The sequence below is a fragment of the Sporosarcina sp. Y838 genome (assembly GCF_056786515.1).
Map to the genome: position 1 here is coordinate 314,188 of NZ_JBXCJD010000003.1, position 22,728 is coordinate 336,915.

Genomic DNA, 22,728 nt, shown 5'->3' on the forward strand with positions numbered 1-22,728 from the left:
GGATAATTTTACTAAACTGCAACGAGAACGGAACATTGTATCCCAAATCAGTAAAACTTCTCTGTAATCCCACTAATGGTCTTCTTAGACATCAACAACGCAGCGAAATCCAATATTCCCAGTTGAACTATCTGGCGTATTCGAAGTTCGTGCAGCCACACGATAGCGATTACAATAAGATTGATGACATAAATAGGAACCACCACGCATAATTCGCATGTCGCCTGTTTTCGGCCCTTTAGGGTTTTTACGACCTCCACGATTATGAATGTTTGTACTAAACCAGTCTGAACACCACTCCCACACATTTCCAGAAATATTATATAACCCATATCCGTTTGTTGGAAATGACTTAGCTGGTGCTGTACCAGCATACCCATCCTCCTTATTGTTTATTTTAGGGAAACTCCCCTGCCAAATATTACATTGGTGAATTCCACCAGGAGTTAACTCATCACCCCATGGATACTTTTTTTGCTCCAATCCTCCGCGAGCGGCAAATTCCCACTCTGTTTCGGTAGGTAAACGTTTACCAGACCATTTACAGTACGCTTGCGAATCATTCCATGAAATATGTATTACTGGGTGATCTAGGCGGTCATCTATCGTGGAATCAGGACCCTCGGGATTTTTCCAAGAAGCCCCCTCTACAACCATCCACCATGGTGTTTGTTGTACTTTCTGCGCCACTTTTGCAGCAGTTTCAGAACTCAACAACTGATAAAAGACAAATGACCATCCAAATTTCTCGGCCTCCGTAATATACCCTGTTGCAGCTACAAAAGATTTGAAGTCAGCATTTGTTACAGCACATTCATCCATATAAAAGGAACTAACAGATACTTTTCGAATTGGCCCCTCTCCGTCTAAAGGAAAGCCCTCTTTATCGTTTGTTCCCATGAGAAAACTTCCTCCAGGTATATAAACCATATTCTCCCTTGAATATTTCTTTCCGGTTAACTTCGGGTCCAATTTAAAGTCTTTTTCTAGTTTCAAATCATCATCCTTGAAATTCAAACGACTTGCAGCACAGCATTGCGAATTTTCATTTTGCACCATTACCTACGCCTCCTATCTATTACAAAATCTACTTTAGAACTAATTTTCATTGTCAAAAAAATGAAAGTGCTTACATATAAAAGCACATTAAGCTGTACGAATAGCGTACACTAGTCTGCCATTCGTACAATTTGATTATATCAAAATAAATAACCATGTCAATGTGATTGGTAGAAATTACAACAACTAAGAACTTTAAAAAGGAAAGAACGCTAATTTCAGCGTTCTTTCCTTTTTGTAGTGTGCCCAGCATGGGCGTAGTCTATAGGGTGCAAGTCCCGAACTGTGAAGGCAGAAGTAACAGTTAGCTTAACGCAAGGGTGTCCATGGCGACGTGGAATCTGAAGGAAGCGAGCGGCAAACCTCCGGTCTGAGGAACACGAACTTCATATAAGGCTGTGTATGATTGGGTGAGTTTGCTCAACAAAACAAAGCCCTTTCTGCCGAAGGTCATATGCAGTAAATGAAGCAGATAGGTGGAGGGAAAGACTACGTTCTTACCTGGGGAGGTCTGATTGAAACGCCGAGTACACTTGGTAACCTACTCAGTGATGGGTAGCTGAACAATCAGAAGTCAGCAGAAGCCATAGTACCATTCGAACTCGAGAAGAATGGGAAGGGCTGAACAATTAAGAGAGAACAACATCTTGGCATTCAGTAACCTGCGAAGAACACAGATAACCGATAAGGCATGCTTGAAGGAGGAAGTGGTGAATTCCACGGGGGACTTCGAGATGGTGGAGCAGAGTTGGCATAAGAAGAAACGTTGTTCACGGAAAGAGGCGTAACCAATGTTGATGGAACGAATACTGTCGCGTGAAAATCTGCTTTCTGCCCTGAAACGGGTGGAACGTAATAAAGGGAGCCATGGTGTAGATGAAATGCCCGTACAAAACCTACGAAAGCACATCTTGGAACACTGGGAATCCATGAAAATGGAACTCCTTGAGGGTAATTATAAGCCGCAACCTGTCCGCAGGGTCGAAATCCCGAAACCTGACGGTGGCGTGCGGTTATTAGGTATCCCTACCGTGACGGATTGTCTCATTCAACAAGCCATTGCCCAAGTATTAACTACTTTGTATGATCCAACGTTTTCAGAACATAGCTATGGTTTTCGACCAAAGCGAAAAGATACATACAGGAAGGTAATCGGTGGGTAATCGATATAGACTTGGAGAAATTCTTCGACAAAGTGAACCATGACAGGTTAATGGGAACACTTTTGAAACGAATCGAAGACAAACGTCTGCTTAAGCTAATCCGTAACTATTTGAAATCAGGAATCATGATAAATGGTGGGGTAACTCGCGTAAAAGTTACTGGAGAATTTCTAAAAGTCCTGTATTACATAGAACCCTCGGAAACTCCTACTGGAGTTCCCAAGGGCTCAAAAGTCTACTATCACGTTACGAAACTTTGCGTCATCAATCTTAATTGAACCGCCTGCTATTGTACTCAGACAACCTATCAGATATTACCGTCTCTTAATAATTATTTATAAAGCTCATTGATAGTGTTGGTTTACATTCTAAAATGGAAAATAACTGCAAAAAAACAGGTTATGAAATAGTTTCATAACCTGTAGACTTATATATTTTCACGTGGACTTGATAATTTAAGAATAATTCGTGGTCAAGTGATTGTATATCAATACGTAGGTTTACCTTTGAAAAATATTATTTTACTCATGTTGTCCTCTAATCCCTATTAAGTACGTTTAAATATATAAAAAAATACCTGTAGATAAAACACTCTTTTCAAGTGTCCTAATTACAGGTACTATTTATCAAATGGGTACTAATTTATTGTATTTTTTCTGCAATCAACTGTGTTACCTCTAGGTATTTATCTACATCTTTAGACGTATGACAATGAATTGGAGAAACTCGAACAATGGCATCCAAATTCTCATCTGTTGCAAGTAATCTATAATATGGAAGAGGAGCAATGCGATTAGAAAGATACGCATATCCTAACCGCGATTTCCGAACAATTTATATGGAGCAGTATTTAGAGCATCAATTTTCCAGTCATCAACATCGATTGGACCATGAGGGGCTCCCTGCACCGCATCTACCACGATAATCGTTTAAAAACATATTTCATATTCTGAATACCTTTACACATAGGTAGCTAAATTTTCAGGATACAGAGCCGCCAGCTGTCCACCAAGTTGTGGTAAGCTTTCAATGATTTTCACCGAAGCTTGTCGTAGACCGGCATAAAAAGCTGTAAATAACCCTACTGGTCCACCGCCAATAATAGTTATATCAAATACCTCTTCATTTTCAAACAATCACTTCACTTCACTTCACTTCACTTCAATCCAAACTGCGAATATCCAACAGACTTATTTTGTTCGCATGACAAAATTTAATGAAGCTTCCTTATGTGTATCTTTGTCTTCTAGAATGGTCATTAAATCTAGACGTACACCGTCTGCCACGTCTGACTCTAAATACTCATCACCTTCAAAGAAAACTTGCGTAATTAATGTTTCATGTCCTTCTTTTTCAAAAAAGAAGTGAAGATGTGCTGGTCGCATTGGGTGTTGATCTGTATATTCCAAAAATTCACCTGTTGGACCTTCTGTTGGAATTGAATATGGTAGAGGTACAATTGACTTTACAATAAAATCACCATTTTCATCTGTAAAGAAATGACCGCGAAAATTATACTTTGGCGCATCTGAATCAAATGCAGAATATTTACCTGATGCATCATTTTGCCACATTTCAACTCTTGTATTTGCGAGTTTTTGACCGTCTACACTACTAATATTTCCTTTAAAAATTAACACTTCGCCTTTTTCATCTGGACGTTGTGTCAATACCAAAGGATATCCCTGTTGACTCTCAATTAGAGGAGATCCTTCAACAAAATATGGTCCTAGGAGGGATGGTTGCGTCCCAGGCTTATCAGTATACATGGCTCTTAAAACGTGCGTTTCTAGAAAAACATCAGCAAAAAGTGGGAGTTCACCTGCACGTCCTAATCGATCCGCCCAGTTGACGAAATTCGTATACTCTTCATGATTTAACTTTGCTTCTTTCAAAAAACCTTGAATATGATTGATAAATAAATTAAAGACCTCTTCTACTCGCTCATTTTTTTTAGTTAGTTGTTGTTGCATAATAATTTCCTCCCTTGATTTTCTAGTTTAACGTAATCATTTTTCTACATCCTTGAAAAACTCTTCAAAATGAACAAGATGTCTACTCATTTTCTTAGCAGCTTTTCTGGGATTTTGCTCATAGACAGCTATATAAATTTCTTCTAATTCATTATTCAATGTTTGGCGCAATGGAGTTGGAACAGTGATGTGCTTAAATACAGGAAAAATAGTATGAGAAAGAGTCTTGAATGCAACTTGTATTAACTTATTCTTTGTTGCCATGGCAATGTTTTGATTAAATAAATAATTATTTTTACAAAACACCAAATCCGTCATTTCTTCACTACTTACCAGATTAATACTTTCCTTAAGTCTTAATAAGTCACTGTCCGTCCTCCGCAATGCTGCTAAATATGCTGCCCTAACTTCAATAATTCTACGCTGTTCAATTACATCTGCTATTGTCATTTCTCCTAAAGATAAAGTCACATTAAAAGATTCTCCAAAACTCTTTTTGATCGCATTTTCAGTGATGGAAGTGACGTAATGACCGCCACTTCTTCCCGATTTTGTTTCTATTAAATTTTCACTTGATAGTAAATTGAGTGCCTCTCTAATTGTGTTCCTACTTACATGAAGTTTCGATGCCATAACAGTTTCACTTGGAAGTTTTTGGCCTTCTTTTAAATCTCCATAAACAATTTCTTGCTTAATATGATTAGCAATTTGCTCAGTAACACTGTAGGTTATATAATTATCTAAAAAGTCAGTACCATGAGATTTAATAATAAAACCTCCTGTCTTTTGAAAAAAACGATTGACTGAAAGACCCTGTAAAAATCAAATCTTTTCTTTACTGAAAAAAAACTGATTTAATTGAAGATATTTTTTCTGATTCTCCGGAAGTTCATCTTCTATATAAATCGCATCCACTGGACAAACTGCAGCACACGCGCCACAATCTATACAAACATCAGGATTGATAAAAAACATATCTTCTCCTTCTGTTATACAATCCACTGGACATACTTCTACACAATCCGCCGATTTCTCTCCAAGGCAAGGAGATGTAATAACATAAGCCAAATAACTCCACTCCTCAATAATGGATTAAAACAAGCTAAAATACTCCCTTTGTTCCCACTCCGTCACGACCTTCTCATGATTCTCAATATTATTCTCATCAACAAAAGCTTCGTAACGGGCAATTTCGCTTTCTTTTATTTTTGAAATATAATCCACATAGTGATCTCCCAATTTCTCTCGATATAATGAACTATTTTTAAGTTCTTCTACGGCCGCTTTCAAACTAGATGGTAACTTTTCTCTATTATCATTGTACGCTTCAATACTAGGATTACCTGGTTCAATCTTATTTTTAATGCCATCAAGCCCAGCATAAATTTGAGAAGCTAAATATAAATATGGATTTGCCGCAGGTTCTCCAACACGATTTTCAAAACGGATATTTTTCTCTCCAGGGGCGCTTATTACTCTTAGCATTGTCCCACGATTATCATCTCCCCAACCTGCTCGATCCGGAGCGAGTGAGTTAGGGTTAAGTCGCTTATATCCGTTAATGGTCGGTGTAGTGAACACAGTTGCCGCTTTGGCATGCTTTAAAATTCCTCCGATGAAATATCGGCCAATATCAGAAATTTCATCATTATGCTCATTTTTCAGTATATTTTTTCCTGTTTTCAAAGATTTAATGGATTGATGCAAATGCCAACCACTTGAAACGAAACTTTGAAACTTCGGGCGACACATAAACGAACCAATATATCCGTGCCTTTTACATATTTGCTTCACTGTATTTTTAAAGAGTAACATTGTATCTGCTGCATCTAATCCTGGTAAAGGTGCAAAAGTAAACTCCTGTTGACTCGGACCCCACTCATCTTCCATTGTACTAAGTGGTAATTGCAATTCAGAAAGTGCATCTGCGATTGCCTGCAAAATACCATCTACTTCATCAAGATTCGATTCCAAATGATATTGGTAACCACGTGCTGATGACAATACTTGGGGAGCCTCCGGTGCAATTCCTGGTGCCCCCATGTTTTCAGGTTCCAATTTATCATCAATAATCTTTAATAAATTCCACTCTACTTCAATACCTGCAATAAAGTCGTATCCCGCATTATTTAACTCTTTTAAGGCTTGTTTTAAGATTCCTCTACTATCGAAAAGTAGCGGTCTACCGTCTTTTAAAAATGCATCCGATAAAATCCAAGCTGTATGAGGTGCCCACGGTAAAACTCTAAAAGTAGAGGGATCTGGAACTAGACGATAGTTTGGACATCCTGTCATTTCCTCTAAATTTAACCCTCCACCTTCTTCAAACGGATTAAATACGATAGCACTTCCTGTGTCAAAGAATAATGGCCCTGTATTAAACTCAAGTCCACTTTCAAGTACTCCGAGGAAAGCAGGTACAGTCAATGATTTCGCTCTAGAGATCCCATGCTGATCCGCCCAAGCAACACGGATTTTCCGTATATCTCGTTCTAAAATGGTTGCCTTAATTCGTTCAATCATTTCCTCTTCTTCACGACTTCTTAAACCATGCATACCAACAAAACTGAAATCTACTTTCACCATTATTATTAGATACCCCCCACATTAATTTTAGTTTTCACACGCTCAAGAAACCGAGTAAGTAGCATTTTACTTTCTTCATCTTGTAAAATTTCAGGATGCCATTGAACTGCAAGAATTTGTGATGAGTTTGATTTCGATTCGACCGCTTCAACTAACCCATCTGAAGACCACGCTAAAGGCTGTAAAGAGGGTGCCAATTTATCAATACCTTGATGATGCCAAGAATTTACACGAGTTTCATTTCCATAAATATCGACTAGCCAACCTGCCAGTGTAACAGAATGCGTATATGCAGCTGGACCTTCAGCCGTTCTATGACTTACTTCATCAGACCACTCTGGTAAATGCTGATGTAGTGTTCCTCCTAATGCAACATTTAGTATTTGTAATCCTCGACAGAGTGCAAAAATTGGTTTCCCCATTTCAATTGCATCTTTAATCATTTGCTGTTCGAAAGAATCCCGATGACCTTCTTTCTGATACGCTGTTGTTCTATGAGGTTCCTGCCCATAAAGTGCCGGATTTACATCAGGCCCCCCGGGGATTACAAGGATATCTATCTTTCTGAGTATTGCAGGATCTTCATTCGGAGATATCAAACAAGCATGACAACCCATTTCTTGAAAATAAGCTATAAAGTTCTCTGCATTGTACAAAACACGTTCCTTGCTGTCACTCCCAATATCCTGAGCAACTACATTAACCATTTCCTGCATAAAGGGCGTTTTTAAGTCGTAAATTGTACCAACAATACCTACTAATGGCTTCACTGTTTATACTCTCCCCATTCGTCTTTCGAGTGTTGATTTCCACGGTTGTAATTTATCAACATCTGATAACGCTTTCATAATTTCCATGTAATCTTCATGATCTAATGCAATCCAAGTATCGTCTGGTATTTCATCATAGATTCCATATTCCCAGACTTCAGCCTCCTGCACACTCTTCGCAAAGAATTTATACTTTTCAATGAGCTTTTCTTGCCGCTCTACTTTTCTTTCAAGATGCTCCACTTTAATGAGAAGAGCTTTTTCTAATTCACCCATGCCTATACCTCCTAAATCTAGTATAGTTAAAGATCATTCTCTATAAGATAAACGTCAAATTATCATGATGTTGGTCAGAGTCTATCAAATTGACCATCTTCATCCCAATTTTCCAATCTATATTTTCTCTAACTAGTTTATATGCTATCCATCCTGAAAAACTTTCTAACTTACCGGCACGGAACTCAGATAGAATAAAGTTGGCTCTCACGTATAATTCGTCTTGGCAACTCCCTCCCACTACTTCAATATTAGTAATCATACGCCGTGTTCGTGATAGTGGGAGTTGCGAATAAGCATAGCCGGTACGCAATCGATAAACTCTGTCTTCCAAACGCCGACGATCATCGAAAGCGATAGATACTTCTTTTCTAGGATTTCCGCCGCCTGGGACGGTTGGTACCCAATATAGACATTTTTTTGTATACATGTCTAGCCATTCTTCAAGACGCAGTTCATCTATTAAACGTGCTTCTTGAAATAGAACTTGTTCAGCTTGTGCTTTTTGTTCGGGAGTTGCAGTTGAAAAATTGTCATCGAATATTTTTAATTCCGTTAGTAAATTTTCATAAAAGTCATTATCTATATAATGTGACACTACTGATGTATTTACTTCGTCTGAAGTTCTAGACATTTTTCCACACTCTCCTCTCTACTCAGTAAGCGCTTCCATTCCTGGAAGTAGCCTCTCATAGGTGCTTCATCTGTTACAGGTGCAGTAATAACACCGAATTCATCAATGCTTTGTCTATCCGGTACACCGAATCCTCGATTAAACATAACCCATTCTACTTCGGGAATACTTAAGCCACGTTGACATTCCGCAAAATTGGCTACATCATCTGGTTCTCCAAAAGCAGGAAAATCTTCCTGAGAACGCATTCGCAAAGTATTTACTTCATCTGGTAAATTGTCAATCGTTGTTGCATACCATGTTAATCTAGTTTTATCAACTGAAATTGGTTCAATAACTTGAATTTGATTACCTATAATCAGCAAATTCGGGAAAATGGATAAATTCATTTGTGCACCTACAGCCCAATCTAGGTATTGTTCCGCATCGTCTTTATATTTTTCTTTAATTACTGCTTCATAAGCTTCACGACCAGGCTGTGGACGCTGTTGCTCCCACGCATCGCCAATCTTTTCATACATAGGCCTCTGATCTAAAAAGACATGTCCATTTCCTAAGTATTGTACATACATAGAAGAGGCATCGGGATTTTTCCCAAAGTAGGTCATATCTTTATCTTGATCTGCATCATAACGTTCCCCCAACGCCAATAACGAACGGTGTGAAAATGATACATGATAACCGTCTGCTGCATTATCGAAAACAAATTTCCAATTTCCATCTAGCGTCAGACGATGTGAACTGTTTTCAACTACTAGATTTCCTTCATAACGATCAAGCCATTGATCCAGTAATGGGCGTGCATTTCCTAAATGCTCTTCTAGGCTCGGCGCATCTACTTCGTTCATAGTCCCAAAGATAAAACCTCGATAAGACTCAACCCTTGCAACCTGAGCTAAGTTTAAATCACTTCTCTCAAAATCATCACCGTACGCCTTCCCCCATGGAACACCATTCAACTTCCCTTCATTAGAAAAGTTCCAACCATGGTATGGGCAAACAAAATTTCTAACATTCCCTTTTTCAAGCCGGCAAATTGTCGCACCTCGATGAGTGCAACGGTTTAACAATGCCCGAATTACTCCATTATTATCACGAGTTACTATTATTGGACGTTGACCTAAATAAGTCGTTTTGAAATCATTGATTTTAGGAATTTCACTTTCATGGGCTAAATAAACCCATGTATCACCATAAATTTTTGTCATTTCCATACCGTATATTTCGGGATCCGTATAAACCGAACGATGAACACGATCCTCTTGAATTAAATGCTCCCAGTTATGTTTTACCATGAAATATTTAGCCTCCTAAAAAATTATTATTGATTTAATAACATCTTCATATTCATAAAGAATACTTTTTAATACAACCTCCTATTCGTAAATGAAACATTATTAGGTTGTAAATTAATATTAACATATAATTCAGACTTTAAATTGTATAATATTAGAACAATTTAATCTGTTTTGTTTTTAAATACGTTATACTATCTCAAGTAATAATTGCCCTCAACAGGTCCCTTTTAAAAATTCTATAGGGATTTGAATAGATGGATATTTGTTTCGATGAAGGCTTTACATGCTTCGAGTTAAGCGGACTAACCACGAACGTGAATATCTTCAGTTTTGAACACTATCTCAAGAACGTATGAAATATTACCAGCTCTGCCAGGATCCAATCAAAATCTCATGCTATATTTTTAGATTTGATGTGATTCAAGAAAATTGCAAGTATTAAGATGGCTCCCGTGAGTATATTTTGCCAATAAGAAGAAACATTTGCCAAGCTTAAACCATTTTGTAATACAGCTATGAATAATACACCCAAAGCCGTGCCTGTTACTCCTCCGACTCCACCTTTAAAACTAGTTCCGCCAAGTAAAACAGCGGCTGCTACAAGCAATTCTGTACTTGTACCAATAGTAGGAGCAGCAGATGCTAATCTGCCAGTTTCAATAATACCTGCCATGCTTGCAAACATTGCACTAATTGCATAGACAGCAGTGATTACTAGAGTTACGTTTATTCCCGACAACTTAGCAGTTTCAGGATTACCGCCTACTATATATATTGACCTACCAAAATTCGTGTATTTTAATAACAAAAATGAAGCTAAAAATACAGCGGCCATTATAATAATCGGATAAGGAATCAACCCTAATTTTCCATTACCTATAGCCATAATTAGCGGATACTCAGATACATACTTTGTTTCCCCATTAGTCCAAACAAATACAATACCCCTAAATAGCGATAAAGTTCCCAATGTTACAACAAAGAAGTTCAATCCTATTTTTCCTATTAATAAACCATTAATAAGAAAACCTACTGCTGAAAGGATAATTATCGACAATAAAATACTTAATACTTCTGAAACCCCACTAGACAATAGCGTTACAAGCGTTACTCCACTTAAAGCCATTACAGAACCTACGGATAAATCGAAACCGGCTGTTAACAATACCATTGTCATGGCCATTGCCATAATCCAAATACTCGAACTAGCTGTCAGTAAATTTATCCAGTTTTGCAATGTGAGAAATACTGGATTAATTATACTGACAATAATACATAACAATATTAATAATGGTCCGATTCCAACAAACTTCAACAAATGTTGTTTACTATTTACTTCCCTCGGATTTAATTCATTAGTCGATTTGATTGCAGTTTCAATTTTCATATTTACCTCCGTTCTAGTCATTACCGGTTGCATAGTACATAATATTTTCTTCGGTAACATTCTTTTCAGTTAATATCGTTTTAAGTTCTCCTCTAAACATTACACCAACTCTATCAGCAACACCTACTACCTCTTGTAGATCGGAAGATGAGATAATAATTGTTAACCCTTCATCAGAAAGCTTACGAAGCAAATGATATATTTCTGATTTTGCTCCAACATCGATACCCCGAGTCGGTTCATCTAATAACAAAACTTTGGGACCTATCGAAAGCGCTCTTCCTAAAATAACTTTTTGTTGATTCCCTCCAGATAAATTTTCAATTGGTGTATTAACTGATGCTGTCTTAACTCCTAAATCTGCAATTATCTTTTCAACTATCTTTATTTCCTTATTTCTTTTTACTAAGCCAAATAAAGACTTTTTAGACCTAACACCTAGTATAGAGTTTTCGTAAACGGATAAATGACCAATAATTCCCTCGGACTTTCTCTCTGCAGGGATAAGTGTGACTCCTTTTTTTAGAGCTTCAACAGGATTTTTGACCGGATATGGTTTTCCTTCTAAATTTATGTCTCCTTTAAAAGCTAAATCCCCTATTAAAACTCGTAGAATTTCACTTCTCCCACAACCTACTAATCCAGAAAACACGAATATTTCTCCAGCTTTAATACCAATCGAAAGTATCTTATTCGTCGAATTTTTTATTTTCAGATTCTTGATACTTAAAATTTCTTTAGAATGTTTAATATTTCTTTTCACTGGATATAAATTTGTCAATTCCCTACCAACCATTGCTGAGATGATGGTTTCTTCTGTCCATTCTGGTGGCACTAATCTACAGATATAGTGTGAGTCTCGCAGGACAATAATCTCATCACATATCCGTAGATATTCTTGTAGTTTGTGTGATATAAAGATGACAATCTTGTTATTTCTCTTCAATTCCATTAATAATTCGAATACTAATTCCGTTTGATCATCTGTTAATGAACTAGTTGCCTCATCTAATAATAAAATGTCAGGTTCGGCTGAAAGTGCTCGAGCAATTGATATTAGTTGTTGCTGATCAGGTGATAATTTTCCTGCTTTGTCCTTTACATTAAGATTTAACCCTAACTTTTTTAGATAAACAGAAGTTCTTCGCTCTTTTTCTTTCCAGTTTAATAACCACTTACCATCTCCATTTCCATTTACAATAACATTTTCTGCTATCGATAATTCATCTACCAAAGACGGCTCTTGTGTAACCATAGCAATTTTTTTCTTGATAGAATCTTTGATTGATAAAACAGGTTCATTTCTTACTTTTACTTCGCCTTCGTTCACCTTTTCGATTCCCATAAGAATTTTAAGAAGAGTGGATTTACCAGAACCGTTTTCTCCTGCTAAGCCCAGAATAGTACCCCATTTTACAGAAAAATTTATATTGGAGAGCGCTTTGACACCAGGATAAAATTTTGATGTATCGCAGAATTCAATAGCTTTTTCACTACTTTTCATTTCTCTCACTCCCTAAAACTCCTTTAGTCTTTGGTAATAGAATTTAACTCTGTTTCCCATGAAACAAACCCTTCTGTGTCTTTAACCACTAGTGGCGTTGGAATAACAATCTCTTTAGGAAGGTCCTCTAAATTTACTCCTTTATTCAAATGCTCATCTAAGTAATCAACAGAAGTTATACCTGCTTTGATAGGATTTAAATTGAAAGTAGCATACACATCTCCCTGTTGTATCGCTTCAATTCCACTTTTCTCCGCATTTACGCCAATAATTAATATTCCATTCTTTGAATCCTCACCATATAAAGACCTATTGGCATTTTTAATTGCTTGTGCAGCACCAATGGCACTTTCATCATTATAAGTAAAAACGGCACGAACATTTGGATTTTTAGTTAGAATGTTAGCCATCAAAGGAGCTGCACCAGCAATATTATCGGTAGGATTATCTTGCTGATCTACCCACAGTAAATTGCCGTATTTTCCCGTTTCCTCTTTAAACTTTTTCATAACGAAAATATTTCCCGGCACAGGTATTGCCATACCAATTCCAGCAACTTCTACATTTTGGTCTTTAAATATTTCAGAGAAAATTTTTGCTGCCTCGGTTGCAGAAGAACCTCGATCAAAGATTATTTGACTAGTTAATCCATAACTTTCACCATCTTCTTCCACATTAAAGTCAACACCAATTACTGGGATTTTTTTTGCCAATGCACGATTGATCGCAGGTTGAAGTGCGTTGGAATCTAATGGCCAGACAATTAATGCATCTACGTTTTGAGTTAACAAATTATCAATGGTGGACACTTGCTTACTAGGGTCACCCTGACTATCTATCCCTATCACTTCAAATCCAAGGGCCTCCCCTCTAATCTCGATTGACTCATACCAGTTTTTTACTGTATTATTAGATCCAAGAGGAATGGATACTCCTATTTTTAAGCTATCTTGACCTGATACTTTATCATCATTTCCACATGCTGATAAGATTGACATTATAAAAATCACTATTATTAAGATGTTTAAACTTTTAACCTTCATTGGTTAGTCACTCCCCAAGTCTCAATTTAATTAGATAACAAATAAGCTAGCAAATAAGTTACTATTAATAAATTTGCTAGCTCATTCATATATATTATTAAAATTTAAACGGTTTGTCTTAACTTCTGGGTTTCATTAGAATCTACTATCCCTCGGCTGGCATCCTTAAACACAACTTTGTATTCTTCTAAAGCTATTTGCTCAGAAACATAGCCACATTTCACATCATAGGCGACCTTTTCTATTGGCCTTTCTATAGGATTTCCATAACCACCACCGCCACCGGCCCATTGTTTATAAATTGTGTTTTGTGGTATATTAGAAATTAAATCTTTCACATGGGTAATATATTTCCTTTCATTTGGGAAATATAATTCTATTGAATTTATACCTCCAAGCTTTCCGCCTAAAATTCCCGGTGCCCTTGTATCTTCAGTTCCTCCATCTCCAAAGATACTTGCTTGTCCACCATCATCCAGGAATGTAAAAATTGTTTCTACTCCTAAACCACCGCGCCATTGACCGGATCCAGCAGAATCCTGACTATATTCATATTTGCTTAAAAATACTGGATTAACCAGTTCAAACATCTCTGGATCTTGAGCTGCTAAAGCCCCTCCAGATGCTATTAAACCTATATGGTCGTAACCATCCGCTCCATAGGTGCCACCACTCCCCCCCTTATTACCATTTAACAAGATATCTACATACGCCGTTTGTCTTCTTGAATCCCATCCATTAATAATAGATGATAATAATGTATTCCAACCTGCAGTAATCCTTTCAGGAAGTGCCTCTGCTAAAGCTAACATAATTACAGAGCAAACTTGATCACTTAAATGATTTCCAAATCCTGTAGCTGCTGGATATTTAGGATTTAGCATAGAACCCTCAGGAACTTTTACAGTTATACATCTCTGAACAGCCTCATTATGAGCTATTTCTTGTTCACTTAACATAAAGAATGTAATCATAACCGAAGAAAGTGTAACAGGATATGGAGCATTAACATATCCTTTTGTTTGAGAAGAAGTTCCTTCAAAATCAAATATAATATGTTCGTCCTCAACTAGTATATTTACAACAATTTGCATCTCCGCGTCATGATTATGTCCATCATCCCTAACAATCCAGGAAGCATTATAACTACCATTAGGCATTCCTTTAATAATTTTCTTAGCCATTCTTTCAGTTGAATCAAATATCTCTTCAACGGCCTCGTAAATTACTTCTTTGGAATATTGTTCAAACAAAGTTTTTAATTCTCTTTCACCTACAGTACAACCACCAATCATTGCTTGAATATCATCGCCAACAATTGGCAACCGTACGTTTCCGATTATTAAATCCCAAACATCATATCGTTTTTCACCTTTGTCAAATACTTTTAATGGTGTTATTCTTAAACCCTCTTGCCATAAATCTGTGGCATTTGGATTATATGAACCAGGAACTGCTCCTCCAACATCCGCTTGATGGGCTGTAATTACCGTCCAAGCAACACATTCATTATTATGAAAAACAGGTTTTAAGACTTTCCAATCTGAGTTTTGATTTCCACCTGAAAATGGATCATTATGAAGATAGACATCTCCCTCATGAACATCGTCACCAAAATAATTAACAACTTCTTTTACACCAGGACTAGCCGCGTACCCCAAGATTGGAATATATTCTGTTTGTTCTATGAGATTACCTTTAGCATCATAAATTCCCAATGAGAAATCTCTTCCTTCTACAAGCAAAGGAGAATGAGCACTTCTTTCAATAACAACTCCCATTTGGCGTCCGATAGCTTTTAAACGATTAGATAAAATGGAAACTAGGATTTGATCCATACTTTTTCCTCCTCTAGTTGCGATTGAGCAGTAAGTGTTTGATCTTTAATATTAAAATTACCATGTTTGTTCAAACTAACATCAAAACCTGTTGGAACTAGGATAGTTGTTGTTGTTAACTCAATAATTGCTGGGCCTTGAATGGCAGATCCAGCTTTTAATGTCTCCCCATCATAAACCGGTGTTTCAAGAAGCTGTTTTGTTGTGGGATCAAACGCTTTACGTGTATTTTTCACTTGAACTTTGTCATATTCAGATAATTCTTCTATTGTTTGTGCTTTAAATGCTGCCTGTTTACCTTTACAAGTCAAGCGCACGTTCATTATTTCAAGCTCACTGTTTTCTATTTTGAACCCAAACAGTCTTTCATGTTCATTATGGAACATATTTTCTACATTAGTTTTATTACCGATTATCATATCTTTTTCATTCACTTCAATTGTTACTTCATAATGTTGACCAATATACCTCATATCCAAGCCATATACTAATTCACTTTCAATCTCTCTAACACCCTCGTTAAGCAAGGCTTTTAGACCAAGCGTTCTGTCTTCATTTAGTACATATAGAATTTCGCTCAACTCTGCAGAAGACCATTTTTTATGATATGTTTTAACATAATCATGCCTTAAATTGGAAGCTAACATTCCAACTGCACATAATACAGAAGAAAATTTAGGAACAATAATTTCTTTTATACCTAGCTCTTTAGCAATCATTGCAGCATGTACTGGTCCGGCACCACCCGCAACAACCAATGGGAAAGAACGTGGATCATACCCTTGCAAGACAGTAGCCTCTTTTATGCCATTTGCCATATTTATATTAGATATATCATAAATTCCTAATGCTGCCTCTTCAATACTCATTCCTAAAGGTTTTGCAATATGCTCCAATACTGCTTCCCTTGCTTTCTCTAATTTTAAGGAGATTCCTCCACCTAAGAAATAGTCCGGATTTAAATATCCTAATACTAAGTCTGCATCAGAACATGTTGGTAAAACGCCACCACGGTCGTAACACGCCGGACCCGGAACAGCTGTAGCACTTTGTGGACCTACTTTCAATAAACCGCCGTCATCAATCCATGCAATACTTCCCCCACCTGATCCGATAGTATGAATGTCGGCCATTGGCAGAGAAACGAGATTACGCTTAACTTCCCCTTCCTTTTTAATAAGAATTTCACCATTGTCGATAATTGAAGCCTCGAAGGAAGTTCCTCCCATATCAATAACTATCGCATTGTCAAACCCACTTATTTTGGAAAACACGCTACCGGCAACTGGACCACCCGCGGGACCTGATAATACTGTAGTAGCCGGAACCTCTACAACATTCAGTGGGTTAGTTACTCCTCCATTTGACTGCATGATTAATAATTCGCCGTCAAAACTGAGTTCTTTCAACTTTTCCACTAGGTGACCAATATAATTTTTTAGAATTGGACCCACATATGAGTTCATCGCTACAGTACTGACCCTGTTATAAAGTCTTATAACTGAAGCTACATCCGTTGAAATAGATATAAAAACATCAGGAAGCAATTCCTCTAAATATTTTTTTGCTAATATTTCGTTTGAAGCATTAGCATAAGAGTGCATGAAGCAAATTGCCACAGAAGTTACGCCCTCTTCTTTAAAAAGTTCAGAAGCGTTCTTTATATCTTCTTTCGTAACTTCAGTTAAAATTTCGCCTTCTAAATTTGTCCTTTCTTTTGCCCCGTATATTAAATAGCGAGGAACCAAGGCTTTAGGAGCAATATATTTATTGTCATATAAATGCTCTTTACTACGCACACCGCGACGCATTTGTAAGACATCCCTGAAACCTTCAGTCGTAATTAAACCGGTTTTCGCTCCTTTCTCTGTCAATATTGCATTTGTTGTTACGGTGGTACCATGTACAATAAGTTTTGTTTGTTTAAGTAATTCTTGTGTTGTTAAATTGAATTTTTTAGCTATATTTTCAATCCCGGTAAATATACCTTCCGAAGGATCATTGGGTGTAGTTAACACCTTTTCAATTAATTGTTGATCATTGTTTGAACTCAAAAATAAAAAGTCTGTAAAAGTACCTCCAACATCTATACCAATTGTGAATTTCGACATAGTTTACCTCCTTAAATTTTTATAATATCGTACTCACCTTTGCTTAAAGACTCTGCTCCATCCTCTGTAATAACAAAAACGTCTGCAATGCTTGCTCCAAATTTTTCTTGGTCATCTGAATAGTTCGGATGTACACTTATTACCATATTTTCTTCAAAAGGGCTTGTCTCAGTATCAGTTAATATAGGCAAATCGTGGTCTACTCCAATACCATGACCGTGCCAGATCCCCATTTTCACATTTAATGACTCCGTATGCTTGTTAATAATTTTTGCAACAGTATTTACAGGTATACCAGGTTTTAATGTCTGTTGGATTTCTTTCATGGCATTTACACACGACTCTGCAAGTCTCATTTCCTCATCTGAAATTTCTCCTACAACAAATAATCCACCTTTCTCAACCCAGTATCCATTTTCATCAATTAACTCCACATAAGCAGTAACCAATGAATTATTTGTGATTTTAGTTGATGTTGGCTTCCTTAAGAAATAAGGACCTTCTTCTACAAAAATCAATGTATCAATCGCCCCTTTTCCTCTAGCAATCTTTTCAATATCAGCTGCTATTTCGGAGGAAGATCTTCCAGGTCTAATTGCATTCTTGAATTCTGCAAAGCTTTCAAGAGCCAATGAGTATGATTGACGTATTCCAACCTGTTCATCAGGTGACTTAATACCCTTAATTTTTTCGACATTATTTGTTATATCTACCAAGTCTGCTTCTAATAGGTTTTTAAAAAGTGCACTTTGATTACCAGTCATCATCGTTTCCAACCCGACAATACCTACTTTGTTTGGGTTATATGAATTAATTAATTCGCTAATCTGTTTATATAAATCCGCTTCTGAATGGACGACATCACCTGTTCCAAGGTATCTAGAGTCCTTAATAAAACCCATTTTTTTCGAAAGGTACTTATCTGCTCTTGTACTGTAATATGCGATTGGCTCTTTACCCTTCGCATAAATAATAAAACCAGGTCTAAGAATTGGGTAATAGCCTCCAAAGTAATATAAGAATCCATATTGTGTAATTATGCCTTTTCCGTAAATAACCACTACATCTAATTTCTCTGTTTCCATTAGTAAATCCAATTGGTTCCATCGATATTTTACAGCACGTTCCTCATCATACTTAGCCATTAACTTGTTTGACATGTTATTATTCCCTCCTATAGATAGACCGTCAATATACGAGAAATTCAAACGCTTTCATTTGGGTGAATATTCTGTACATTGATTTGAATATAATATATGATAGAAAAAGTTTCATGTCAATAAAGTTTCATGTAAAGAAAAATTACATTCTTTATTGCTATTATAATTTGAGGTATTTCATTAAAATAATGAGGAGGATATTATGGACATTCTTTCGAAGTTAACGGATTTTGAATTACAATCCATACCATTACAAATCGCGACTGCTATTCAAAATCAAATCTATAATCAAGACATAATACCAGGAGATCGTTTACCTAAACAGGATGAACTAGCTGATTTCTTTGCCGTGAGTAGACCTACAATACGAGAAGCTCTTGACTTATTAGTCGAATCTCAGCTGATTCAACGTGAATCCACTAAATCGAAAGGTTACGTAGTTGCTAGTTTTCATCCAGAAAAAGCTCTAAAAAGTGTACAGGATATGATTTTACTTTCCTTAACATTCAATACATTGACAAAGTGGGAACTTTTTGAAATCAGAGAAATGATTGAAGTACCATGTGCAGGATTAGCAGCTTTAAGAAGGACCGATGAGGATTTAGAGGAATTAGAAAAGCTTTTGCCATCAGCAGATATATTAACTAAAAGTGTTCCTGAAATATTCAAAGCAGATGCAAAATTCCATATAAAATTAGCGGAATGTACTCATAATCCTTTAGCAAAAACATTAGTAGAATCTTTAGTCTACGCATACTTCAAACTCGATATTTTAATCAGTGAAGAAGAGAAGAAAGCAATTATAGGGGGCCTACCCGAACTTTTTGAGGCTATTAAAGAGGGAAATGAAATAAAGGCAAAAAATAAAATGATTGAACATATGGAACAATTCAAGTTTTATAATCAGATTTAATGGACCTATCAACAGCGTCTATGTAGTAGAGATAAAGATAGCGATTTTGTGAGTTAGTTCTCTTAAATAATTGGGCGCGCTAATGGAATAAGAGTGCGCTCTTTTGAAATTGGGCCGTTAAGCGGAATAAGTTCCTGAGCAAATAGCAGAGACTTAAATTATATGTTTAATACTGAAGATGCGACTGTTTTGAATAAAATAGTGGTACCTGTGTCAGACAAAAAGATAAAAAATTCATACAATTATACAAAAAGTATAGAAAAATCGCATAGATATTAATTTACTTTGTATTTTAATAGAATTGTATTGTATTTACTGAATAGGTATCTAAAATTAAATAGTAAAACTCCTAGGTAACTGCTTATATATTATTTTGTACCTTTGAATAATATATTAAGTAGCTGTTATGCCACCAAAAGGAGGTTTTTGATATGCAACATCGAGGAAATGGAAGATTTCGTTTTTGTGTTTTCCCAGGTTATAACTGGTGTGGACCTGGTTGTAATGGGCCTGGTGCTCCCATAAATGATGTAGATGCAATGTGTAAAGCACATGACGAATGTTATCGAAGAGGCAGTAATCCATGTGAATGTGACCAAGAATTTCTTAAGCGCCTGCACTCTAAAATAGATCCATACACCAAACAAGGGAGACATGCCCGTCTGCTCTATAATTATATGAAATTACAAGCTCGTTTCAATTGCAACTTTTATAGATAGTTGCGTACAGAGTCCTATTGAAAAGATACCTTATTCTAAATCAATTCAGAGTTGATTTAGAATAAGGTATCTTTTTTAACGGTTCACTGCTCAATTGCAAGTTTATTGTTACCTAAACCTCGTCCACTTGAAGATAATCCGCATTTTGTCCACGCTTTTTAATCTCCCATAACTTATCTTGTTAGCCTACTGGTAAACTCATTGGCAACGAGGAATTAAACTTATGGTCTTAAACTTAATTTATCGCACCTGTAATGGAACTTCTATTTAATATTTACCTTCATTCAGCAATTATTTTTGTTCTGAAAGCGAAGCGTCAGCTACAGAAGACTCTCACCTCCATAGGTGAAGATGAATGCTTTTTTGTTATCCGCGCCCTTCGGCAAAAAGGAAGGATGCAGTTCAATCCATCCCCCTGTAGGTCTCAAGCTCGTTTCAAAATCTGGAAGCAATTACGCCGAGGCGTAATTGATCAAGAAAATATATTGTCTCTCTTAAATTGATAAATCAACTGAAAAAAACTCAGGCAGTGCCTGTTCACGCTTGTCGAGCATAATCTGTTCCGGCTGGATGCCCTGCTCACGCAGAACTTTAATGTTCTGCACGAGGAATTCATCGCTGCCGACAACATAGAAGAGTCCATTCTTGTCTGTAGCAAGATTCTTCACTTCTTCATAGTAGTCTTTCCGGTTATCGACGAACTGTGATGTGAATTTCTTTTCAGGTGCGGATTCAAAAATATTAGTGAATAAGAACTCTTTTGATGAGTCGATGTTCAGGGAATGAATTCGATTGACGTTGTCAGCACGTTCGAAATAATCAAGTACAAGCGGTCTGAAAGTTGCCAGGCCGACACCTGATGACAGTAGGTAAACATTTTTGTCTTCTCTTTTAAGCGGTACATTCGAATGCGTTTTAAATATTGCAACTTCATTGCCGACCTCAAGACTTCTTAAAACCGTTTTAAACTCAGAGCACTGTTCTCTGATGCGTGTTGTGATACCGATTGAATTTTCGTGCGGTAAAGTGGAGATTGACATGTGACGAATCAGGCCGCGGTTTGGTTTATCTCCGGCATTAAAACCTTCCAGTGCGAAGTGGGTATGGGAACCTTCTTCCCATGTAAAGTCTTTCGGACAGTCGAGCAGGTACGTTTTAACCTCAGGCGTTTCTTCAATAATTTTATTTATTTTAGTCCAGTATATTTGCATTATATATTCTCCTTACTCAATTATTATTTACTAATCTAGTATACAATAATTGATAACTATTCTCAATTAAGTGACCCTCATATAATAGGGATGCCAAATCTTAGTCCAGAACTGCTCCCTTACTTATACCTACTTAATATTTCTTCTGGAATATGACAATAATCATTTGGACATCTAGCTAATCTATCTTGATGTTCTTCTGCACTTCTCACATAGTTTGTAAGCGGTAATACTTCAACAACGATTTGGTCATAATCATTTCTCTCTATAAGAAACGACTTCGCCACTATTAAGTGTTCAGGCTCTTCACTATATACGCCTGTTCTGTATTTCTCGCCAACATCCTGTCCTTGTTTATTCAAACTGTATGGATCAATGATTTCAAATAAGTACCCCATTAATTCCCTGATTGTTACAACTGTCGGATCAAATCCTGTTTTTACACATTCAGCGTACCCATCATAATCACCCTCAAGTGTATGACTTGTTCCATTAGCTCTTCCCGCTTCTGTAAACATAACGCCAGGTAAAGTTTTTATAAAAGCTTGTACTCCCCATAAACATCCACCCGCAAAATATACGACTTCCATATTGACTCTCCTCCTTGTTTAAAAAACCAGCTTGCCCCAGACCTATTCCCGGAGGATCATCTGGTTATCTTCCACTTTCGGTCCCCTCCCGAGAAACTTAAAAGAGGTACTTTGTCAGACGCAAAGACGAACAATTCATACATTTAATTAATCATACAAAAAATAAAGAAAAATTGCATAGGTATTAATTCACTTTGGATTTACTGAATAGTTCCACGCACTTGTAACTAAAATAATTATTCTACTTATTATAGCCCTCTGGTTCGCAATCGCTGGCTCAATTCATCAGCAACATTCAAGGCCAACCTACACGCTCACGAGTAACAAATGGAGCTCCCGGTTTCAAATATCTTTCTAGAGTCGGTACGGATTAACTTTACGTTTGCAAATTGTACACTTTTAACTAAAAATCTAAATTTAAAAACACCTCTTCTATAAATTTTGATGTATACCCAAGTACGTTAGTATATTTCAATCACCATATAATTGTTAG

Annotated in this window: 20 protein-coding genes and 2 pseudogenes; 3 read left to right on the forward strand and 19 right to left on the reverse strand. The window is 36.7% G+C overall.

Annotated elements, in window-relative coordinates; all coding sequences use genetic code 11:
• Positions 1–84: 84 nt before the first annotated feature.
• Positions 85–1,056: a formylglycine-generating enzyme family protein gene (locus AC1TO4_RS06270; RefSeq protein ID WP_482104659.1), complete on the reverse strand. Its 972-nt coding sequence runs from the start codon at positions 1,054–1,056 to the stop codon at positions 85–87.
• A 794-nt stretch (positions 1,057–1,850) separates the two neighbouring features.
• Between AC1TO4_RS06270 and AC1TO4_RS06275 the strand changes: the two are divergent.
• Positions 1,851–2,365, forward strand: a pseudogene (locus AC1TO4_RS06275) (reverse transcriptase domain-containing protein); the annotation flags it as partial.
• Positions 2,366–3,034: 669 nt separating this feature from the next.
• Here AC1TO4_RS06275 and AC1TO4_RS06280 read toward each other — a convergent pair.
• The 16 genes and pseudogenes from AC1TO4_RS06280 to AC1TO4_RS06355 form a co-directional block, all read right to left on the reverse strand.
• A complete protein-coding gene (locus tag AC1TO4_RS06280; RefSeq protein WP_482104619.1) occupies positions 3,035–3,142 on the reverse strand; it encodes an aminotransferase class V-fold PLP-dependent enzyme in 108 nt (35 codons plus the stop codon).
• Positions 3,143–3,202: 60 nt separating this feature from the next.
• Positions 3,203–3,358: pseudogene (locus AC1TO4_RS06285) on the reverse strand (NAD(P)-binding protein); the annotation flags it as partial.
• A gap of 54 nt (positions 3,359–3,412) precedes the next feature.
• Positions 3,413–4,195: a dioxygenase family protein gene (locus AC1TO4_RS06290; protein ID WP_482104620.1), complete on the reverse strand. Its 783-nt coding sequence runs from the start codon at positions 4,193–4,195 to the stop codon at positions 3,413–3,415.
• Positions 4,196–4,231: 36 nt separating this feature from the next.
• Complete coding sequence (locus AC1TO4_RS06295; protein WP_482104660.1) at positions 4,232–4,966, reverse strand: FadR/GntR family transcriptional regulator; 735 nt, start codon at positions 4,964–4,966, stop codon at positions 4,232–4,234.
• A gap of 51 nt (positions 4,967–5,017) precedes the next feature.
• Positions 5,018–5,263: an indolepyruvate ferredoxin oxidoreductase subunit alpha gene (locus AC1TO4_RS06300; RefSeq protein ID WP_482104621.1), complete on the reverse strand. Its 246-nt coding sequence runs from the start codon at positions 5,261–5,263 to the stop codon at positions 5,018–5,020.
• Between the two features lie 24 nt (positions 5,264–5,287).
• On the reverse strand, positions 5,288–6,781 hold the full coding sequence (locus AC1TO4_RS06305) for a glutamine synthetase family protein (protein ID WP_482104622.1): 1,494 nt from the start codon (positions 6,779–6,781) through the stop codon (positions 5,288–5,290).
• Between the two features lie 5 nt (positions 6,782–6,786).
• The gene (locus tag AC1TO4_RS06310; protein WP_482104623.1) at positions 6,787–7,551 is read right to left on the reverse strand and encodes a gamma-glutamyl-gamma-aminobutyrate hydrolase family protein; all 765 of its coding nucleotides are present in this window, start codon (positions 7,549–7,551) and stop codon (positions 6,787–6,789) included.
• Between the two features lie 3 nt (positions 7,552–7,554).
• Positions 7,555–7,827, reverse strand: coding sequence for a hypothetical protein (locus AC1TO4_RS06315; protein ID WP_482104624.1), 273 nt, complete (start codon positions 7,825–7,827; stop codon positions 7,555–7,557).
• Positions 7,828–7,867: 40 nt separating this feature from the next.
• Positions 7,868–8,461, reverse strand: a complete 594-nt coding sequence (locus AC1TO4_RS06320) for an aromatic-ring-hydroxylating dioxygenase subunit beta (protein WP_482104625.1) — start codon at positions 8,459–8,461, stop codon at positions 7,868–7,870.
• Positions 8,437–9,756 carry an aromatic ring-hydroxylating oxygenase subunit alpha gene (locus tag AC1TO4_RS06325; RefSeq protein ID WP_482104626.1) on the reverse strand — a complete coding sequence of 440 codons (1,320 nt, stop codon included), beginning with the start codon at positions 9,754–9,756 and terminating at the stop codon, positions 8,437–8,439. The genes AC1TO4_RS06320 and AC1TO4_RS06325 overlap by 25 nt, the downstream gene beginning before the upstream one ends.
• Positions 9,757–10,150: 394 nt before the next feature.
• The gene (locus AC1TO4_RS06330) at positions 10,151–11,146 is read right to left on the reverse strand and encodes an ABC transporter permease (protein WP_482104627.1); all 996 of its coding nucleotides are present in this window, start codon (positions 11,144–11,146) and stop codon (positions 10,151–10,153) included.
• A 13-nt stretch (positions 11,147–11,159) separates the two neighbouring features.
• Complete coding sequence (locus AC1TO4_RS06335) at positions 11,160–12,650, reverse strand: sugar ABC transporter ATP-binding protein (protein ID WP_482104661.1); 1,491 nt, start codon at positions 12,648–12,650, stop codon at positions 11,160–11,162.
• Between the two features lie 23 nt (positions 12,651–12,673).
• Positions 12,674–13,693, reverse strand: a complete 1,020-nt coding sequence (locus AC1TO4_RS06340; RefSeq protein WP_482104628.1) for a sugar ABC transporter substrate-binding protein — start codon at positions 13,691–13,693, stop codon at positions 12,674–12,676.
• Between the two features lie 104 nt (positions 13,694–13,797).
• On the reverse strand, positions 13,798–15,531 hold the full coding sequence (locus AC1TO4_RS06345) for a hydantoinase B/oxoprolinase family protein (protein WP_482104629.1): 1,734 nt from the start codon (positions 15,529–15,531) through the stop codon (positions 13,798–13,800).
• A complete protein-coding gene (locus AC1TO4_RS06350) occupies positions 15,516–17,642 on the reverse strand; it encodes a hydantoinase/oxoprolinase family protein (protein ID WP_482104630.1) in 2,127 nt (708 codons plus the stop codon). The genes AC1TO4_RS06345 and AC1TO4_RS06350 overlap by 16 nt, the downstream gene beginning before the upstream one ends.
• 11 nt (positions 17,643–17,653) lie before the next feature.
• Positions 17,654–18,802 (reverse strand): M24 family metallopeptidase, encoded by a 1,149-nt coding sequence (locus AC1TO4_RS06355; RefSeq protein WP_482104631.1) that lies wholly within the window; start codon positions 18,800–18,802, stop codon positions 17,654–17,656.
• Between the two features lie 202 nt (positions 18,803–19,004).
• Between AC1TO4_RS06355 and AC1TO4_RS06360 the strand changes: the two genes are divergently transcribed.
• Positions 19,005–19,715 (forward strand): FadR/GntR family transcriptional regulator, encoded by a 711-nt coding sequence (locus AC1TO4_RS06360; protein ID WP_482104632.1) that lies wholly within the window; start codon positions 19,005–19,007, stop codon positions 19,713–19,715.
• Positions 19,716–20,146: 431 nt separating this feature from the next.
• The gene (locus tag AC1TO4_RS06365; protein ID WP_482104633.1) at positions 20,147–20,434 is read left to right on the forward strand and encodes a phospholipase; all 288 of its coding nucleotides are present in this window, start codon (positions 20,147–20,149) and stop codon (positions 20,432–20,434) included.
• Between the two features lie 494 nt (positions 20,435–20,928).
• Here AC1TO4_RS06365 and AC1TO4_RS06370 read toward each other — a convergent pair whose 3' ends face one another.
• Together AC1TO4_RS06370 and AC1TO4_RS06375 are read right to left on the reverse strand one after the other, a co-directional pair.
• The gene (locus AC1TO4_RS06370; RefSeq protein WP_482104634.1) at positions 20,929–21,645 is read right to left on the reverse strand and encodes a dihydropteridine reductase; all 717 of its coding nucleotides are present in this window, start codon (positions 21,643–21,645) and stop codon (positions 20,929–20,931) included.
• A gap of 119 nt (positions 21,646–21,764) precedes the next feature.
• Positions 21,765–22,235: a peptide-methionine (S)-S-oxide reductase gene (locus AC1TO4_RS06375; RefSeq protein ID WP_482104635.1), complete on the reverse strand. Its 471-nt coding sequence runs from the start codon at positions 22,233–22,235 to the stop codon at positions 21,765–21,767.
• Positions 22,236–22,728 lie beyond the last annotated feature (493 nt).

Coding starts and splice junctions, on each gene's coding strand:
- AC1TO4_RS06345 (WP_482104629.1), bottom strand. CDS start 15,531: ATGGATCAAATCCTAGTTTCCATTTTATCTAATCGTTTAAAAGCTATC.
- AC1TO4_RS06360 (WP_482104632.1), top strand. CDS start 19,005: ATGGACATTCTTTCGAAGTTAACGGATTTTGAATTACAATCCATACCA.
- AC1TO4_RS06325 (WP_482104626.1), bottom strand. CDS start 9,756: ATGGTAAAACATAACTGGGAGCATTTAATTCAAGAGGATCGTGTTCAT.
- AC1TO4_RS06355 (WP_482104631.1), bottom strand. CDS start 18,802: ATGTCAAACAAGTTAATGGCTAAGTATGATGAGGAACGTGCTGTAAAA.
- AC1TO4_RS06290 (WP_482104620.1), bottom strand. CDS start 4,195: ATGCAACAACAACTAACTAAAAAAAATGAGCGAGTAGAAGAGGTCTTT.
- AC1TO4_RS06335 (WP_482104661.1), bottom strand. CDS start 12,650: ATGAAAAGTAGTGAAAAAGCTATTGAATTCTGCGATACATCAAAATTT.
- AC1TO4_RS06340 (WP_482104628.1), bottom strand. CDS start 13,693: ATGAAGGTTAAAAGTTTAAACATCTTAATAATAGTGATTTTTATAATG.
- AC1TO4_RS06350 (WP_482104630.1), bottom strand. CDS start 17,642: ATGTCGAAATTCACAATTGGTATAGATGTTGGAGGTACTTTTACAGAC.
- AC1TO4_RS06320 (WP_482104625.1), bottom strand. CDS start 8,461: ATGTCTAGAACTTCAGACGAAGTAAATACATCAGTAGTGTCACATTAT.
- AC1TO4_RS06365 (WP_482104633.1), top strand. CDS start 20,147: ATGCAACATCGAGGAAATGGAAGATTTCGTTTTTGTGTTTTCCCAGGT.
- AC1TO4_RS06370 (WP_482104634.1), bottom strand. CDS start 21,645: ATGCAAATATACTGGACTAAAATAAATAAAATTATTGAAGAAACGCCT.
- AC1TO4_RS06305 (WP_482104622.1), bottom strand. CDS start 6,781: ATGGTGAAAGTAGATTTCAGTTTTGTTGGTATGCATGGTTTAAGAAGT.
- AC1TO4_RS06315 (WP_482104624.1), bottom strand. CDS start 7,827: ATGGGTGAATTAGAAAAAGCTCTTCTCATTAAAGTGGAGCATCTTGAA.
- AC1TO4_RS06375 (WP_482104635.1), bottom strand. CDS start 22,235: ATGGAAGTCGTATATTTTGCGGGTGGATGTTTATGGGGAGTACAAGCT.
- AC1TO4_RS06330 (WP_482104627.1), bottom strand. CDS start 11,146: ATGAAAATTGAAACTGCAATCAAATCGACTAATGAATTAAATCCGAGG.